Source organism: Roseivirga echinicomitans (assembly GCF_001592935.1).
GTDB lineage: Bacteria > Bacteroidota > Bacteroidia > Cytophagales > Cyclobacteriaceae > Roseivirga > Roseivirga echinicomitans.
In genome coordinates this window covers 68,663-83,356 of the sequence record NZ_LRDB01000003.1, presented here as the reverse complement: position 1 = coordinate 83,356, position 14,694 = coordinate 68,663, and the positions used below count along the sequence as shown (strand labels likewise).

20 protein-coding genes and 1 tRNA gene are annotated in these 14,694 nt (G+C 40.1%); 14 read left to right on the top strand and 7 right to left on the bottom strand.

Annotated elements, in window-relative coordinates; translation table 11 throughout:
• Positions 1 to 41: 41 nt before the first annotated feature.
• From era to AWN68_RS05285, 3 genes are read left to right on the top strand one after another with little or no spacing between them, the layout of a single operon-like run.
• Positions 42 to 929, top strand: a complete 888-nt coding sequence (era, locus tag AWN68_RS05295; protein ID WP_068412401.1) for a GTPase Era — start codon at positions 42 to 44, stop codon at positions 927 to 929.
• 35 nt (positions 930 to 964) lie between these two features.
• Positions 965 to 2,272 (top strand): ribosome biogenesis GTPase Der, encoded by a 1,308-nt coding sequence (gene der, locus AWN68_RS05290; protein WP_068412399.1) that lies wholly within the window; start codon positions 965 to 967, stop codon positions 2,270 to 2,272.
• A complete protein-coding gene (locus AWN68_RS05285; protein ID WP_068412397.1) occupies positions 2,272 to 2,970 on the top strand; it encodes a SprT family zinc-dependent metalloprotease in 699 nt (232 codons plus the stop codon). Before der ends, AWN68_RS05285 begins: the two co-directional genes overlap by 1 nt.
• Here the strand turns inward: AWN68_RS05285 and AWN68_RS05280 are convergent.
• Genes AWN68_RS05280 through AWN68_RS05270 form a run of 3 tightly spaced genes read right to left on the bottom strand, consistent with a single transcriptional unit; the run spans position 2,920 to position 4,311 of the window.
• The gene (locus AWN68_RS05280; protein ID WP_068412831.1) at positions 2,920 to 3,492 is read right to left on the bottom strand and encodes a hypothetical protein; all 573 of its coding nucleotides are present in this window, start codon (positions 3,490 to 3,492) and stop codon (positions 2,920 to 2,922) included. The two genes, AWN68_RS05285 and AWN68_RS05280, sit on opposite strands and share 51 nt — an antisense overlap.
• 43 nt (positions 3,493 to 3,535) lie before the next feature.
• Positions 3,536 to 3,736, bottom strand: coding sequence for a hypothetical protein (locus AWN68_RS05275; protein ID WP_068412394.1), 201 nt, complete (start codon positions 3,734 to 3,736; stop codon positions 3,536 to 3,538).
• Positions 3,733 to 4,311: a methyltransferase family protein gene (locus AWN68_RS05270; protein WP_068412391.1), complete on the bottom strand. Its 579-nt coding sequence runs from the start codon at positions 4,309 to 4,311 to the stop codon at positions 3,733 to 3,735. The genes AWN68_RS05275 and AWN68_RS05270 overlap by 4 nt, the downstream gene beginning before the upstream one ends.
• 143 nt (positions 4,312 to 4,454) lie before the next feature.
• On the opposite strand from AWN68_RS05270, the gene AWN68_RS05265 reads away from it, so the two are divergent.
• Positions 4,455 to 5,408 (top strand): helix-turn-helix transcriptional regulator, encoded by a 954-nt coding sequence (locus tag AWN68_RS05265; protein WP_068412388.1) that lies wholly within the window; start codon positions 4,455 to 4,457, stop codon positions 5,406 to 5,408.
• 112 nt (positions 5,409 to 5,520) lie between these two features.
• Complete coding sequence (locus AWN68_RS05260; RefSeq protein WP_157716096.1) at positions 5,521 to 6,120, top strand: GyrI-like domain-containing protein; 600 nt, start codon at positions 5,521 to 5,523, stop codon at positions 6,118 to 6,120.
• Between the two features lie 66 nt (positions 6,121 to 6,186).
• Here the strand turns inward: AWN68_RS05260 and murQ are convergent, their stop codons facing one another.
• Positions 6,187 to 6,996, bottom strand: a complete 810-nt coding sequence (gene murQ / locus AWN68_RS05255) for an N-acetylmuramic acid 6-phosphate etherase (protein WP_068412382.1) — start codon at positions 6,994 to 6,996, stop codon at positions 6,187 to 6,189.
• A gap of 62 nt (positions 6,997 to 7,058) precedes the next feature.
• A complete protein-coding gene (locus tag AWN68_RS05250) occupies positions 7,059 to 7,895 on the bottom strand; it encodes an N-acetylglucosamine kinase (protein WP_068412380.1) in 837 nt (278 codons plus the stop codon).
• A gap of 181 nt (positions 7,896 to 8,076) precedes the next feature.
• On the opposite strand from AWN68_RS05250, the gene AWN68_RS05245 reads away from it, so the two are divergent.
• From AWN68_RS05245 to AWN68_RS05220, 6 genes are all read left to right on the top strand, one after another.
• The gene (locus AWN68_RS05245; RefSeq protein ID WP_068412377.1) at positions 8,077 to 9,246 is read left to right on the top strand and encodes a 6-bladed beta-propeller; all 1,170 of its coding nucleotides are present in this window, start codon (positions 8,077 to 8,079) and stop codon (positions 9,244 to 9,246) included.
• 104 nt (positions 9,247 to 9,350) lie between these two features.
• Positions 9,351 to 9,950, top strand: coding sequence for a hypothetical protein (locus AWN68_RS05240; protein WP_157716095.1), 600 nt, complete (start codon positions 9,351 to 9,353; stop codon positions 9,948 to 9,950).
• On the top strand, positions 9,940 to 10,227 hold the full coding sequence (locus tag AWN68_RS05235) for a winged helix-turn-helix domain-containing protein (protein WP_068412372.1): 288 nt from the start codon (positions 9,940 to 9,942) through the stop codon (positions 10,225 to 10,227). Before AWN68_RS05240 ends, AWN68_RS05235 begins: the two co-directional genes overlap by 11 nt.
• A gap of 59 nt (positions 10,228 to 10,286) precedes the next feature.
• Complete coding sequence (locus AWN68_RS05230) at positions 10,287 to 10,847, top strand: hypothetical protein (protein WP_068412370.1); 561 nt, start codon at positions 10,287 to 10,289, stop codon at positions 10,845 to 10,847.
• Between the two features lie 2 nt (positions 10,848 to 10,849).
• Positions 10,850 to 11,329, top strand: coding sequence for a DUF2306 domain-containing protein (locus AWN68_RS05225; protein WP_068412365.1), 480 nt, complete (start codon positions 10,850 to 10,852; stop codon positions 11,327 to 11,329).
• A gap of 62 nt (positions 11,330 to 11,391) precedes the next feature.
• On the top strand, positions 11,392 to 12,153 hold the full coding sequence (locus AWN68_RS05220; protein WP_068412360.1) for a zinc metalloprotease: 762 nt from the start codon (positions 11,392 to 11,394) through the stop codon (positions 12,151 to 12,153).
• 61 nt (positions 12,154 to 12,214) lie between these two features.
• On the opposite strand, the gene AWN68_RS05215 is transcribed toward AWN68_RS05220, so the two are convergent.
• Together AWN68_RS05215 and AWN68_RS05210 are read right to left on the bottom strand one after the other, a co-directional pair.
• Complete coding sequence (locus AWN68_RS05215) at positions 12,215 to 12,808, bottom strand: hypothetical protein (protein ID WP_157716094.1); 594 nt, start codon at positions 12,806 to 12,808, stop codon at positions 12,215 to 12,217.
• A 127-nt stretch (positions 12,809 to 12,935) separates the two neighbouring features.
• Positions 12,936 to 13,604 (bottom strand): CAP domain-containing protein, encoded by a 669-nt coding sequence (locus AWN68_RS05210; RefSeq protein ID WP_068412355.1) that lies wholly within the window; start codon positions 13,602 to 13,604, stop codon positions 12,936 to 12,938.
• A gap of 107 nt (positions 13,605 to 13,711) precedes the next feature.
• On the opposite strand from AWN68_RS05210, the gene AWN68_RS05205 reads away from it, so the two are divergent.
• The 3 genes from AWN68_RS05205 to AWN68_RS18820 all read left to right on the top strand — a co-directional run bounded on the left by AWN68_RS05205 (position 13,712) and on the right by AWN68_RS18820 (position 14,598).
• Complete coding sequence (locus tag AWN68_RS05205) at positions 13,712 to 14,191, top strand: C40 family peptidase (RefSeq protein WP_245657954.1); 480 nt, start codon at positions 13,712 to 13,714, stop codon at positions 14,189 to 14,191.
• Positions 14,192 to 14,227: 36 nt separating this feature from the next.
• Positions 14,228 to 14,301 (top strand) — tRNA-Ala (locus AWN68_RS05200).
• A 48-nt stretch (positions 14,302 to 14,349) separates the two neighbouring features.
• Entirely contained in the window at positions 14,350 to 14,598 is a 249-nt protein-coding gene (locus AWN68_RS18820; RefSeq protein WP_084362771.1) for a GIY-YIG nuclease family protein, read from the top strand.
• The last annotated feature ends 96 nt before the right edge of the window (positions 14,599 to 14,694 follow it).

Genomic DNA, 14,694 nt, shown 5'->3' with positions numbered 1-14,694 from the left:
CCATTCGAAACAAGTACCTTTGCGAACTAATTTGAAAATTCATGGAGATTCGTCCGCACAAGGCTGGTTATGTGAGCATTATAGGTAAACCCAACGTTGGGAAATCTACCTTGATGAATGCAATGGTGGGTGAAAGACTCTCGATTATCACCTCAAAAGCGCAAACTACCCGTCATCGTATTATGGGAATCTTGAGTGGAGATGATTTTCAAATCATTTATTCCGACACGCCAGGGATTATTAAACCAGAATATGAACTACACGAAACCATGATGCGTTTTGTGACGAGTTCATTTGAAGATTCAGACCTTATTTTATTTGTTACCGACCTGTACGAGAAGTATGAAGGTGAAAAGGTAATCGATTACTTGAAGGATGTGAAGGTGCCGGTTATTTTGGTGATGAACAAAATTGATTTGGCAAAAGGATCTCAAGCAGAGGATAAAGTGGCCTACTGGAGGGAGCTCATGGACTTCCATGATGTAGTAATGGTTTCGGCTTTAGAGAATATTGGAATTGAAGGCGTGTTCGAAAAAATTATTGAGCACTTGCCAGAGCACCCCGCTTATTTTCCAAAAGATACTTTAACCGATAAACCAGAACGTTTTTTCGTGGATGAAATGATCCGTGAAAAAATATTCAAACAATACAAAAAGGAAATTCCTTACAGTTGCGAGGTGGTAACTACTTCTTTTAAAGAAGACGAAAAAATTATTCGCATCTCGGCCGATATTTATGTAGAGCGCGATAGCCAAAAAGGGATCGTGATTGGGCATAAAGGGGAGTCGCTTAAAAAAGTGGGTACGGCAGCACGAGAAGATTTGGAAATTTTCTTTGGGAAGAAGATCTTTCTCGAAACCCATGTGAAAGTAGAGAAAGACTGGCGAAAAAAGGAAGCGAAACTAAAACGCTTTGGTTACACGAGCTAATTTGAAGCTCAATCACAAATTGATAATTAATAGAAATGGCAAATATAGTTGCAATTGTAGGGAGGCCTAACGTAGGTAAATCGACTTTATTCAATCGTTTGGTAGAAAGAAGACAGGCGATCATGGATAACGAAAGTGGCGTTACCCGCGACAGACACTACGGTTACGCAGATTGGGTAGGTAAGTATTTTACGGTGATTGATACTGGTGGGTATGTTACTGGTTCCGAAGATGTGTTTGAGGGAGCCATCAGAACGCAAGTAGCTGAGGCCATGAGTGAAGCTTCTGTGATTCTGTTTATGACAGATTGCCATTCGGGTTTAAACCCATTGGATAAAGAATTTGCTAGAATTGTAAGAGGTTTGGGTAAGCCGGTCTTGGTTGTGGCCAATAAGGCTGATAACACCGATTACCACTACATGGCCAATGATTTTTACGCACTGGGTTTGGGTGATATATTTCCTATTGCTGCCGCTAGTGGCGCAGGAACAGGAGAACTCTTAGACGAAGTGGTAAAACATTTTGAAGAAGATGGTATAGAAGGGCCTGATGATGGAATACCTAAAATTGCAATTTTGGGTCGTCCAAACGCTGGAAAATCTTCATTCATCAATGCCTTATTAGGAAAGGAAAGAACGATCGTAACCGATGTAGCTGGAACTACACGTGACTCAATCAATACCCGCTATAATTTATTCGGTCAGGATTTCATTCTGACCGATACAGCTGGGATTAGAAAAAAATCAAAAGTTCACGAAGACATCGAATTCTATTCTGTAATGCGTGCGTTGCAGGCCCTACAAGATTCAGATGTTTGTGTCATCATGATTGATGCAGAGCGTGGTTTGGAAGCGCAAGACATGAACCTTGTTAGTTTGGCGATAAAGTACCGCAAGGGCATTATGCTAATGATCAACAAGTGGGATTTGATTGAAAAGGATTCAAATACCATGAAGAAATTCACGGCCGATTTGGATGATAAACTAGGCCAACTGACTTGGATTCCTAAGATTTTTACTTCGGTGACCGAAAAGCAAAGAATCTTCCAGGCGATAGAATTGGCCGTTAAGGTAAATGAAAACCGTGAACGTAAAATTACCACTTCTAAGTTGAATGATGTGATGCTTCGCGAAATCGATCATTATCCACCACCTGCTTTGAAGGGAAAGTTTATCAAAATTAAGTACATCACTCAGTTGCCAACAAGAACGCCAACCATTGCGTTTTTCTGTAATCTTCCGCAGTACATTAAGGAGCCTTATGAGCGCTTTTTAGAGAATAAACTGAGAGAGCATTTCGAGTTTGATGGGGTACCAATGAAACTCGTATTTAGGCAAAAATAGTGAAAAATGTAAGGTCAAAGTTGGAGGGTAAAGTTCCTGAAGCAGCAATCGAGTATTGCATTAAGCTTTGGGAACTTTACCCTTTTCAATTTAAGATAAATAGAAAAAGGCTTTCAAAACTTGGCGATTACCGCTACGATCCACGAGAGCAATCTCATACGGTAACGGTAAACGTAGACCTGAACTCCTATCAATTTCTGATTACTTACATCCATGAAGTGGCGCATAGGGTGGTGCACAAACCGCGGTCAAGGCAATTACCGCATGGTGCTCATTGGAAAAACAAGTTTCAGGAATTGATGTTACCAATGCTGAACCCAAGTATTTTTCCTGATGATGTACTTCGTGTTTTGGCCAAACACATGAAGAACCCCAAGGCCAGTACGGCAGCCGACCCTAAACTGGTAATTGTACTTGCGCAGTACGATGCCAACCTAACCTCAAGGCCGATCTTGGAGTCTGTCGCTATTGGGGAAGAGTTCTTCTTAAGAAAGAGGAAATTCAGAAAGCTAGAAGTGAAAAGAACACGGGCTTTATGTTTGGACCTGGCGAATAACAGAAGGTACCTCGTTTCTCAAATTGCAGAGATCAATCCAATTCATAAAGAAGAAACTCCCGTGACTAAAAAAGTGGCGCTACCTAAGAAGTCAGAGAAGATCAATTCTACGGCTAATGATCAAATTAATCTTTTCGAATAGAGATTGAGGCTTTAGTGTTCGCCAGCTTTCAATATCTAAGTCTCCCCCAAAGTTTATATAGTTGTCGACATTAAATACCTTCATTTCATCGACTACAAAGTTCCTAAAGTTGATGCCGCATATCCAACCGTCTTCTACATCTTCAAACCATTCTTCATAGTAACTATCGTCTGAGCCGTGGAAATTGAGGACGTTTTCACCAATTAAGATGTACTTATTGATGCCCAGAGGTATGAAGTGATCAATGATATTTCGCTTGAGGTGCATAATGTCATTGTTCAGTGCATCATTCCATTCTCCAATAAATTCGATCACCATATAACCTCGGTCGCAATCTGCATAAAGCACTTTTATGTAGAGCGTTTCTGACCCCATAAAATCCCAGTGCGGATCAATGTAGTAACCATAAATGGTGTCCGAATACAAGTCGAAATTGTAGCTTTTCCCATCGTATGGAGAATTCTCGTCTTCCGCTACATTGTAGTATTTCAACCAGCCGTAATGAGGTTCAATGGTGTGCATAGGGTCAGAACAAAGCATGCTGAATTTTGTTCCAAGAACAGGCTTAGTCCTCTTTGTTATTCATTTCCATGACCACTTTCCAGAGTGTGCCCAAAAGCATCATAGTGAAACCAATAATCAGAAGGGTGTTTTTATCAGAGGTTTCGATACGGAAAATTAAACGGGACAGTAGCGTTACTATGACCAGTAGAACGCCCGAAATAGCGATTGCAGAAGCTATTTTTATAATGGTTTGTCGTTTCATGAGAATTTAATCTTTGGGAAAAGTGCGGGGGTGTCTTTCTTATACTGAAGATATTCGTCCCCAAATTGTTGAATAAGTTTTTTTTCTTCCAATCGAATACCAAATGGAAGGTAAGCAATCAGCGCAACTAAGCTGACAAGGTTGACCAAAAGTGGGTTATAAATAAAATAGCCCATAAAAAGCAGAATAGTGCCAGTATATAAAGGGTGCCGTATTTTAGATTGAAGCTTGTCCTTTTTTAGTGTTTGGTCGGATGCAACTTCTTTTTTCAATCCTAAAAATACACGAAGACTGTAATTTCTAAATGACCGTTTAATGACAAAGAGGCCAAAAGTTGCTATCATTAAGCCGACATAGGTGGTAACTGGGCTAGGGGGTAAAACAAAACCACTGTAGATACTGGCGCCCAACAATAAAATAAAGGCAAAACTGATGGTAGAAAAAAGGCTGTAAACCAGACGGTAAGCCCTTTGATTTAATGCAATCTTCTTCTTAAAATCGTTTGATGCCAATAGGCTATGGATTGTATAAAACAATGCCCAACAGCCAAAAAAGATCAAATGGTTAAGTAACATAGAGGGCAATGATAGTCATTATTTTCTGCTCTCAATAGTCTTTTAAAACCTTGTGTGAATTGTATTAGATTTTCTAAAAAGTGTCTTATGAACGACATTTATTATCTTCGTTTAACTAACTTTTTGCCTGCGCAATATACCTTATGAACCGTATCGACCGACTTACTGCAATTCTCATCCAACTTCAGTCTAAGAAAGTGGTTACTGCTCAGGAGGTTGCCAATCGTTTTGAGATCAGCTTACGAACAGTTTATCGTGATGTGCGTGCTTTGGAAGATGCTGGAGTGCCCATAGGTGCCGAGGCTGGAAAAGGCTATTTCATTATGGAAGGCTATCACCTGCCTCCGGTAATGTTTACGCAGCAAGAGGCCAATGCTTTGGTGTTGGGCGCAAAGTTAATTGAAGGACAAACCGATGTGTCTATCAAAAGGAATTTTACCGAGGCGATGTTGAAAATCAAATCGGTGTTGAAAAGCAGCGAGAAGGATGAAATAGAAAGGCTCGAATCCCAAATTGTTGTGCGGCATTTGCCACAGATTGAAAAGGAGGGTTTTCCCAATAATTTTTTGGCCACAATCCAGCAGGCCCTGATTGATAAGTCAGTCTTACGCTTTCGGTATTTCTCTAATTTTTCTGGTGACTTTACGAACCGAGATATTGAGCCCATTGGATTGGTGTTTTATGCAGGCAGATGGCATTTATTGGCCTATTGTAGATTGAGGAAGGCGCCTCGAGATTTTCGGGTCGATCGGCTAGTGAAATTAGAGAAGCTGGATGAAACCTACGGTACAGATCACCAACCGAGCTTTGGTCAGTTTTTAGAAGAAATTGCGCACAGTACGGATTTGCAAGAAGTAGTAATTAACATTGACAAAACCGTGGCGCGCTACATTTCGGAGAAAAAATACAGTCAGGGTTTTGTGAGCGAGGAAGTGGGCGAAACGCACATCAAAATGAAATTTCTGACGCCAAGCTTAAACTACACTTCTCGATGGTTGCTCACTTTAAGTGATGCTGTCGAAATCATTTCCCCAGCAAAACTTACAGATATGGTAAGGGAACGGATTGAAGAGCTGAGGAAGTGTTATTCCGTTTAATGAAATAAAAAAATAAACCTTTTCTAAAATCTACTGACATAGGGTTGTCACTAGTGGCCATTTACTTTGATGCATAATCAATTTTTTAAGCCAAAAATAGAACCCTATGATCATGTCGAAACTAAACCTCACCGAAGCCTACCCAGAATACTACAAGGCAAAATCGAATCCTCAGTTGGTAGAACTGGAGCCTTATCAATACATCACCATTCAAGGCAATTCCGAACCAAACGCCCCTGTTTTTTTAGCCGCCATTGACGATTTATATAAGCTCGTTTATGGCATCAAATTCTTCCACAAAAATGAAGGAATGGACTTTGTCGTTCCGAAGATGGAAGCCTTTTGGTGGGTAGATGGAGAGTTGCCTTTCGAAGAAACTCCACAAGAGGAGTGGTATTGGAAAATCATGTTCCGTATGCCCGATTTTGTTGGAGAAGGGGAGTTCAAATTAGTCGTTGATCAATTGGTGAAAGAAGGGAAGTTGGCCAACGACCACCAGCTAGAATTCGAGTCGATTCACGAGGGCAAATCGGTGCAGGCATTACACATAGGTTCGTATTATGACGAGCGCGGAACGCTAGAGAAAATCTTTGCTTTCATGAAGGATAATGACCTAGAAATGAATGGTCAGCATCATGAAATCTATATTTCCGACCCAAGAAAAACGGTAGAAGAAAAACTTAAAACCATTCTCAGATATGCAGTGAAATAACAATCAGTTCAAAACAACACAATTCCAATACTTCATTGGCCCAAAGCAGACGGCTTTGGGCTTTTTTTATCCCTGGTTCATCACAAAGTCAATCACCTTTCTCACAGAACCATGTGTTTTAAGTAGCTTTTCTGCAGTGGGGCTGTCGATTTGTAACATCTCCATAATCATTCTTGTGCCGCGATCTACCAGCTTGTTATTGGAAAGCTGCATATCGACCATTCTGTTGCCTTGCACTTTGCCTAATTGAATCATTACCGAGGTAGAAATCATATTCAGGACAAGCTTTTGCGCAGTGCCAGATTTCATGCGGGTGCTGCCTGTTATAAACTCGGGGCCTACAATTGGTTCTATCGGAAACTCTGCTTCCCAAGCTACAGGACTGTCTGGATTACAAACAATACAGCCTGTGAGGATATCGTTTTTGCGCGCCTCTTTTAGTCCACCAATTACATAGGGGGTTCTGCCCGAAGCTGCAATGCCGATCACCGTGTCTTTATGGTTGATGATGTGTTCTTGAAGGTCTTCCCAAGCTTGATTGGCATCATCTTCTGCATTCTCTACTGCCATACGAATGGCAGTGTCACCACCAGCAATAATGCCCACCACAACACCGTGCTCAACCCCGTAAGTGGGAGGGCATTCTGAAGCGTCAACCACGCCTAAACGCCCACTGGTGCCAGCGCCAATGTAAAAAATCCTTCCGCCCATTTGCATGCGAGGAACAATCTGATTGACCAAAGCTTCAATTTGAGGAATCACTTTTTGTACGGCAATGGAAACCGTTTGGTCTTCCTTATTAATATTGGTCAGCAAGTCGGCTACTGACATGTTTTCAAGCGAGTTGTAATTGGATTCTGATTCGGTGATGTTCATAGGGTTTGTTATTGTAATTCCAGGTTATGCAAAGAAACCAATTTACGATTGGCCAATTCTATTTATTGGTGAAAAAGCGTGAGCCCGGCAATAGGGTGCTCAGTAATGTGCTTGATGTAAATACCTTGGTCTACTGCCACTTTGCGTAAAATATTGTTGAAGTAGTAAGCCACCGAACCCGTAAAATGAACAGGTACTTCTTTGTAGCCTTCATATTTCACCACGTTTTTGGTGATGAATGTGGTAAAGGCATCATACACTAATTTATACATGTACGGATCGCTGACATGCTCGTTGATAAACTTCGCGAAGCTAGCCAAAAAACGACCTGGCATGGGCTCCTGATAAATAGCGGTTAGAAACCCGTCTTTATTTAATCCGAAGCGCTCTTTGAAAATAACCCTCAAATGTTCGGGCATGTCTTTTCTGTAATAATCGGTGACCAAGGTTTTTCCTAGGTAAGTCCCTCCACCTTCATCGGCAATGGCCCAGCCCAAGGAAGGCACGTTGCTGATAATTTTGCTGCCATCGTAAAGGCATGAGTTTGTACCAGTACCTATAATACAAGCAATACCTTTTTCTTCGCCACACAAGGAGCGGGCTGCGGCCAACAAATCATGGTTCACGTCAATTTTAGCATCTTGATAATAGCGGTTCAGGAGCCTAGCTATTTTGTCACGGTTAGTACCCGAAGAACAGCCCGTTCCATAAAAATAGATTTCGTCTACTCTGTCTGGCAATTGGCTGTGCAGGTCTTGAATTACCAATAGAATTTCGTCTTCGGTTTGGTAATAGGGGTTAATGCCCATGGTTCGGGCTTGTTCAATTTTCCCGTCTGCACCAATCAGTCGCCAATCAGTTTTGGTAAAGCCGCTATCTGCTATTAAAATTTTAGTCATACTCTGTTATAGAAAGTCAAAAATAGCAATTCAATTTTAATCTTGTAGAGTCAATTTTTGTATTGACTTTTGTTTTTAAATAGAATACATTATATATGGTATATGATTGTTAGGACGTATTTATCAACTTTATATGTATTACTCTATGAACAATAAACTTTAATTACTCGGATTTAATAACATGCCAATATTCCAACGGTGCCTACTCATTATTTTAATAGCTCTATCAACAAGTTGCACAGGTAAAAAGATCGGGAAAATTGAAAACATAACGTCCAATGTTGTAAAAATAGAAAAGGAGTATTTTTTAGATAAGATCACTGAATCGGAAGTGTTCGACTCTGTGAGTTTTATACCCTTATACCTGCCTGAAAACGAACTGATGGGTACCGTGTCGGATATTCAATTGTACCGAAATAATTATTATGTTCTAGATTTAATAACTCAGAAAATACATCAGTTCAGCAAGGATTGGGAGTTTAAAAAAACCCTATTTTCATTAGGGGCGGGCCCTAACGAGTACAATGAGATATTCAATTTTTCATTTTATAAAAATAGCATTGTTATTAATGATCTGCTTAAGGTTGAATATTATGACTTAGATGATTTTCAGCCCATTAAAACGTACAGAAAAAATCACATGGGCTTTCGAACTTACCTTACCCATGATGAGCATATCCTCAATTATCAGTTGAATAGCCCTTTTGATGACTCACCTTTTAATGTTAGCATTTACGACTATACAAATGATGATATAACCTATCAAGGCTCTCCTATTAAACCAAATCTACAGGGTTTTACATTTTCACAGAAAAATCCGTTTTATACTAATATGGGAAACGACTATTTTATTGAGGCGTTTAATGACACTATATACAAAGTAGACAACGGTATACTCTTAAGTCATCGCTTTATTGATTTTCAAGATATTAGACTGGAAATTAAGGGCTTAATCGATGAACCGGGGATTACAAGCACCGATGTCATGCGATCAGATAAGGCATATTTTCTTGGGAGTTACTTAAACAGTGATGCTGTTGAAACCTTTAGCTTTACGTATAAGACGAAGAGATATATTTACATGGCCAATAAAAAGGATTCTGTGTATCATATATATTCTTCCATGGTTCAAGATAAAACGGTGCTACAGCTCCCTATTGATTACTTTCTTTTAGATGGAGAGAATTTATTTTCGGCAAAAGATATAGAGCAAGCTAACTATGAACTGGGAGTAGTGAAAGAGAGAGTAGCTTCAAGACCGGATTTAGAAGTTCATAGATCTAAAATAGAAACACTTTCCGAAAAATTGAGCAATGCGTCCGCAGTAATCATTAAGATTCATATTAAGTAGTTCACTTGTCAGGTGGTTGAATTTCGGAGTATAAGTAATGAGCTTGAAGGTGCTTGGGAGGAATTCTTTACGCTATTTGGTTTATAAAATAAACTACTTTACATTTGAGAAAATTATTTGAGATGGAAGAAAAAGAATTAACTCCTCAGGAAAGCATGGCGCTGATTCAGTCGATGATTGGACGGTCCAGAAAACGCTACTCAGACAACAGTTTCTTTTTTCTATTGTGGGGCTGGATAGTCCTTGTTGCCAGTGTTGGGCACTATTACTTGTCCACTTTTACTGATTTTGAATACCCATTTATCGGTTGGTCAATGACCATTGTAGGAGGTGTTATTTCTGGTGTGGTGGGGGCTAGGCGCGGTAAGACAAGTCAGGTAAAAAACTACACAGATAAAATGTATGGTTGGCTTTGGTTCAGTTTGGGAATGGCCATGTTCACCATTGTTTTTAATGGTCAGCTGATTAACTGGAATACTGTTCCTTTCATATTACTTTTGGCTGGCGTTGGGACTGCGGTATCCGGAGCCATGATGGGCTTTAGGCCATTGCAATTTGGAGGTTTTGTCTTCTGGGCTTTGGCATTTGTTGCTTTTAGACAACCAGAAAACTATCAAATGCTCTTACTGGCTTTTGGTATTGCAGTGGGCTATTTGGTGCCAGGGTATATTATGAAAGCAAATTTCAGAAACAATGGGGTTTAACCAACTCGATCCACTTTTACATTCTCAGCTTAGGTTGGCAGTAATGTCATTACTGATCAGTGTGGAAGCAGCGGATTTTGTGTACATAAAGGAACAAACGGAATCGACTGCGGGTAATTTGAGCGTGCAGCTGGACAAGCTTTCAACCGCAGGTTACATAGAAATTACCAAGCAGTTTGAAGGTAAAAAGCCCAAGACAACCTGTAAGGTGACACAGAAAGGAGTTGATGCTTTTGACACTTACGTGAAGGAAATTCAACAGTATTTGAAGCCATAATTTTTTTGCAATTATGGTTTATAAAATAAACTAGTTTGTAATAATTTAAATTTAAAATCATGGAAACGGAATCAATCAAAATGAAGACAGTAAAAGCAATTTTTACCTTTATCGTAGTGCTTTATGGAGCACTTGTAAATCATGTGGCCAATGCCCAAGAAATAGGTACTCTGAATAAAGAGTCCATGGCTAAACTTTCAAACTGGGTTGGCCAGTGGGAAGGAGAGGGGTGGTCTATGGATGAATCACGTCAAAAGGCTGAGTTTACTGTGGTAGAAAACATACAAAATAAAATTGGCGGAATGGCCATACTCGCTGAGGGTGTTGGTACCAACAAATCGAACGGTAAGGTAGGATTCCAGTCTTTGGGAGTACTGTATTACAATAATGAAAATAAGCGGTATGAATTGAAATCATTCTTGGCCGATGGTAATATGGTTTTAGCAACCGCTCAACTTAACGACAAAGGTCAATTTATTTGGGGTTTTGATGTGCCTGGAGGAAGTATTCAATACACTACTACGCTGAAAGGAGATACTTGGCATGAGAAAGGAGAGTTTATAATGGCGAATGGTCAGGCCTTTACGGTTTTGGAAATGAACCTAACCAAACTCAAATAGATATGGAATTCTTAGAAAGCTTGAAGGTTTTTAGTTCTTACTTAGGCCTCCTTCACACCTGTTGTGCAGTATTGGCCATGGTTTTTGGAGCAATGGTGGTGTTCAACACCAAAGGAACAGGTTTGCATAGAAAAATAGGTTACGCCTATGTGGGCTCAATGGTGTTCATGAACCTCAGTGGTTTTGGTATTTATAATTTCGGGAGCTTTTCGCTATTTCATGCCTTTGCCCTTATCAGTTTGATTACGGTTCTTTTAGGTGTTATTCCAGCCATAAGAAGAAGTAAAGATTGGTACAAAAAGCATTTCTATTTTATGAGTTGGTCGGTGGTGGGCCTTTATTGTGCTTTTTGGTCCGAGGTGGGGGTTCGCTTTTTCGACATGCAATATTTTTGGTGGGTAGTTATGCTTGCTACTATGCTGACAGGTTTAATAGGAATGCTTGTCATTAAGAAAAAGGCGAAGTCGCTTTTCGTGAATTAGTGAGCAGGTCGGTTAAACCAAGTAGTGTTTGAACATCGTAAGTAATTACTAGTTTAGAAACTATGAAGAAGATAAAGTCTGGAATATATTGGGTTGCCCTCTGTTTGCTTTTAGCGTCTTGCGGAGGCGATTCGGATCCAAATGGCAGTGGGGGCGGAAACTTGAACAACCGACCTGTGGGTGAATCGGCCAACGACCTTTTAGCGTCATCAAATTATAGCCGATTAGAAGTGGAGTTACTTTATGCCGCAGGCTTTGAGCCACCATCTGCCAGTGTGGATTACATTAGAAATTTTTTGGCAGCGCGATTGAATAAGCCAGGAGGGATTTCAGTGACCACACGCCAAATTTCTACACCAGGTAAATCTCAATATAGCCTTCAGGAATTGGTGGACATTGAAACGGCCAATCGAATGAAATTCAATAATGAGTCGACAATTGGTGCTTATTTGTTCTTTGCCGATGGCAGCTATGCGCCCAACGAAAACGTATTGGGGGTGGCCTATAAAAATACTTCCATGGTGCTTTTCCAAAGTAGAATCGAAGAACTATCGGGCGGCTTCGGCCAGTCTTCCACATCGCTCTTAACCTCAAGTGTAATGGCGCATGAGTTCGGCCATATTTTGGGCTTGGTCAATACTGGTTCTCCATTACAAAGCAACCATCAGGATGTTGCTAATGGGCATCATTGCGATGTAGACAATTGTTTAATGTATTTCGCGGTGGAGTCTACTGCTGGTTTAGATGATTTATTGGGAATGAGTGCCCCACCAACTTTAGATGCCCAGTGTTTGGCAGACCTAAAGGCTAACGGAGGGAAATAATATAAAACAGAAGGGCGACTCAATCGAGTCGCCCTTCTACATTTAACAAAGTCTTTAAAATCTATTTTGTCTTAGTCGCGGCTTCTGTCAATACTTTTTCAGGGATAATACTTTTCCAAGCCTGTGGTCTTTGAGGATCAAAATCTACTAGGTACCAATCGTTGCCCAATGCTTTTTCCTTTACCCAGATTACGTTTTTTGCACCCTTTGCAGTAATAACGTATTTAGAAGCATCGTAAGTTACTTTGTCAGCGCCAAACTCACCCTTTAATCCACTGACAATTTGGTCAGCAAAGGCTTTGTTTTGCTCGTTTAAAGTAAGCTTCAAGTCCATAGAGTAATCGGCTAAGGCATATTTGTTATTTCCTTGAGGACTCAGTCCATTCAGTTTACCTACTTCCACATTCTCCATTTCTAACTTAATCCTCATCAACTGTAGCATCTGAGCCATTTCTTTCATGCTGACAGATGAGTTGCCCTCAAACTGTTTAGGATGCAAGAAATTCAAAAGCTTATCGAACTCTTGCTTAGAAGTGTGCTCTAAAAACTTACTGAATCGGGTATTGATGTCTTCTGTATCCGTTTTGCTTAACGACTGCGCTATTAGCCCTGAAGAGAGCATTCCAATGGCAAACACTATTATATATTTTCTCATGTCTAATTCTTTTTCTTTCTTCCTAACAACTTTCAGGCCTTTGTTTCTTAGCAGAGGCAAGGTTAAAAAAGGAAGACGCCAATACAACGCTATAAGTTGCAGAAATTATGAACTGATCTTCCATTAGTTATTTAGACGGAGCACTATCTTTTGATTTTTCGCTTACAATTTCGGCAAAGGACTGGAAGTTTTGAGTGGTCAGCCAGAAACCATCGCCTTGTTTCCAAATGGCTTTGTTGCCTTGCCAAACACCTTTGTAATAATAAGCACCACAACCCAATTGGATTACATCTTCACTATAAAGTGTTTTGGCGTGTGGAGGAGATTGGATCCATTTGTCCACCATATGATCAGCTAACTCTAGGTAGGAACCAAAGTAGATTCCTCCTACAGCAGCTATGTTTTCTGAAATACTAGGGTTGGTTATTCCTGCCAAAACGGCTCTTTGTTCTGGAGTGCTTCTTTTTTTGTCCTTTTTGTTAATGTGGTCGAAAAAATCTTCTTTACCCATTTCAACAGAATGATTCCATGCCATAATTTCTAGGTTGGATTGATAGCTTACAGGAGCTATTCCTTTTTCTATTCTAGCTTCGTTAGTAATGAAAAATATGGCGGCATTTAAAACCTTATAATCGACATCATCTAAATCAATTCGCTCTTTGAAGAGCTTGAATGACCTGAAGTTATTGTCGTTTAGTTCTTCATAGTATTTATCATTCCATTTTCGTTGTGCGTTTAATGAAGTGCCAACACTTAAGAATAGGGTAATTAGAAGGAAATATTTCGAAAATCTCATAGACGAAGATATGTATGTTAATTCATGATAAACTAATTTCTTCGGAAATGAAGCCCTGCTTTTAAAATGAATTTATGTTAGTTTTACTCAAACGGAAATTTTTTTAAGTGAAGTATAGTAAAACCTTAATCTTAACAACTCTTCTGGTCTTCTCCCTACTTTTTCTAACCGATTGTGCAGGAACTAAAAAAGCAAGAGATCAAAAAGTCAACACAGTAATCCAAACCGCACGGTCATATGTAGGCACTCCCTATAAATATGGAGGAACAACAAGAGTGGGCTTAGATTGCTCAGCACTTTTATACCATGCCTATTATAGTGTTAGAATTAACTTGCCAAGAGTATCGGAAGATCAGGCTAGAATTGGCATGAAGGTAAAATTGAAAGAGTTAAAACCAGGCGACATGGTCTTTTTTGCGACTGGGAAAAGAAGAAATGAAATTACCCATGCGGGCATTGTAACAGTGGTAAGAAGCAAGTCCGACATCCGTTTTATCCATGCTTCTACCTCGCTTGGGGTAACGGAGAGCAATCTGTTTTCACCTTATTATATAGAAAGATTCAAACGAGCCAGAAGAGTGCTTTGATTTATATCCTTGGCCTCGTATATTTGCCGACCTTTTGGGGGATTAGCTCAGCTGGCTAGAGCGCTACACTGGCAGTGTAGAGGTCACCGGTTCGACTCCGGTATTCTCCACAAAACTGAAAGCCTTGCAGAAATGCAGGGCTTTTTTGATTTTAGGATATGTATTATGTCTATATCATCTATTTTCAAAGTCGTGATAAATATTATATCGGGAGCTGCGATCATCTAGAACGTAGATTGGATGACCATAATTCTGGTCGGTCAACATACACCAAGACAGGAAAGCCTTGGGTGTTGAAATACTCAGAAACAATAGAATCAAGATCAATGGCTAGGGTTAGAGAAGCGGAAATAAAGAAAAAGAAAAGCAGAAAATATATTGAGTACCTAATTAGCTCAGCTAGCTAGAGCGTCCCGAACCTGCTTCGGGAAGGTCACCGGTTCGCCCCGAGGCTTCGGGGCGGTATTCTCCACCAGATTAAAAAGCTTCACAGAAATGTGAGG

What these genes read in the sequence shown, in the direction of transcription:
- AWN68_RS05260 (WP_157716096.1), top strand. Translation starts at nt 5,521, where the DNA reads ATGTCGAAACTAAACCTCACCGAAGCCTACCCAGAATACTACAAGGCA.
- AWN68_RS05265 (WP_068412388.1), top strand. Translation starts at nt 4,455, where the DNA reads ATGAACCGTATCGACCGACTTACTGCAATTCTCATCCAACTTCAGTCT.
- AWN68_RS05215 (WP_157716094.1), bottom strand. Translation starts at nt 12,808, where the DNA reads ATGAGAAAATATATAATAGTGTTTGCCATTGGAATGCTCTCTTCAGGG.
- AWN68_RS05210 (WP_068412355.1), bottom strand. Translation starts at nt 13,604, where the DNA reads ATGAGATTTTCGAAATATTTCCTTCTAATTACCCTATTCTTAAGTGTT.
- murQ (WP_068412382.1), bottom strand. Translation starts at nt 6,996, where the DNA reads ATGAACATCACCGAATCAGAATCCAATTACAACTCGCTTGAAAACATG.
- AWN68_RS18820 (WP_084362771.1), top strand. Translation starts at nt 14,350, where the DNA reads ATGTATTATGTCTATATCATCTATTTTCAAAGTCGTGATAAATATTAT.
- der (WP_068412399.1), top strand. Translation starts at nt 965, where the DNA reads ATGGCAAATATAGTTGCAATTGTAGGGAGGCCTAACGTAGGTAAATCG.
- era (WP_068412401.1), top strand. Translation starts at nt 42, where the DNA reads ATGGAGATTCGTCCGCACAAGGCTGGTTATGTGAGCATTATAGGTAAA.
- AWN68_RS05250 (WP_068412380.1), bottom strand. Translation starts at nt 7,895, where the DNA reads ATGACTAAAATTTTAATAGCAGATAGCGGCTTTACCAAAACTGATTGG.
- AWN68_RS05230 (WP_068412370.1), top strand. Translation starts at nt 10,287, where the DNA reads ATGGAAACGGAATCAATCAAAATGAAGACAGTAAAAGCAATTTTTACC.
- AWN68_RS05270 (WP_068412391.1), bottom strand. Translation starts at nt 4,311, where the DNA reads ATGTTACTTAACCATTTGATCTTTTTTGGCTGTTGGGCATTGTTTTAT.
- AWN68_RS05235 (WP_068412372.1), top strand. Translation starts at nt 9,940, where the DNA reads ATGGGGTTTAACCAACTCGATCCACTTTTACATTCTCAGCTTAGGTTG.
- AWN68_RS05225 (WP_068412365.1), top strand. Translation starts at nt 10,850, where the DNA reads ATGGAATTCTTAGAAAGCTTGAAGGTTTTTAGTTCTTACTTAGGCCTC.
- AWN68_RS05220 (WP_068412360.1), top strand. Translation starts at nt 11,392, where the DNA reads ATGAAGAAGATAAAGTCTGGAATATATTGGGTTGCCCTCTGTTTGCTT.
- AWN68_RS05275 (WP_068412394.1), bottom strand. Translation starts at nt 3,736, where the DNA reads ATGAAACGACAAACCATTATAAAAATAGCTTCTGCAATCGCTATTTCG.
- AWN68_RS05280 (WP_068412831.1), bottom strand. Translation starts at nt 3,492, where the DNA reads ATGCACACCATTGAACCTCATTACGGCTGGTTGAAATACTACAATGTA.
- AWN68_RS05245 (WP_068412377.1), top strand. Translation starts at nt 8,077, where the DNA reads ATGCCAATATTCCAACGGTGCCTACTCATTATTTTAATAGCTCTATCA.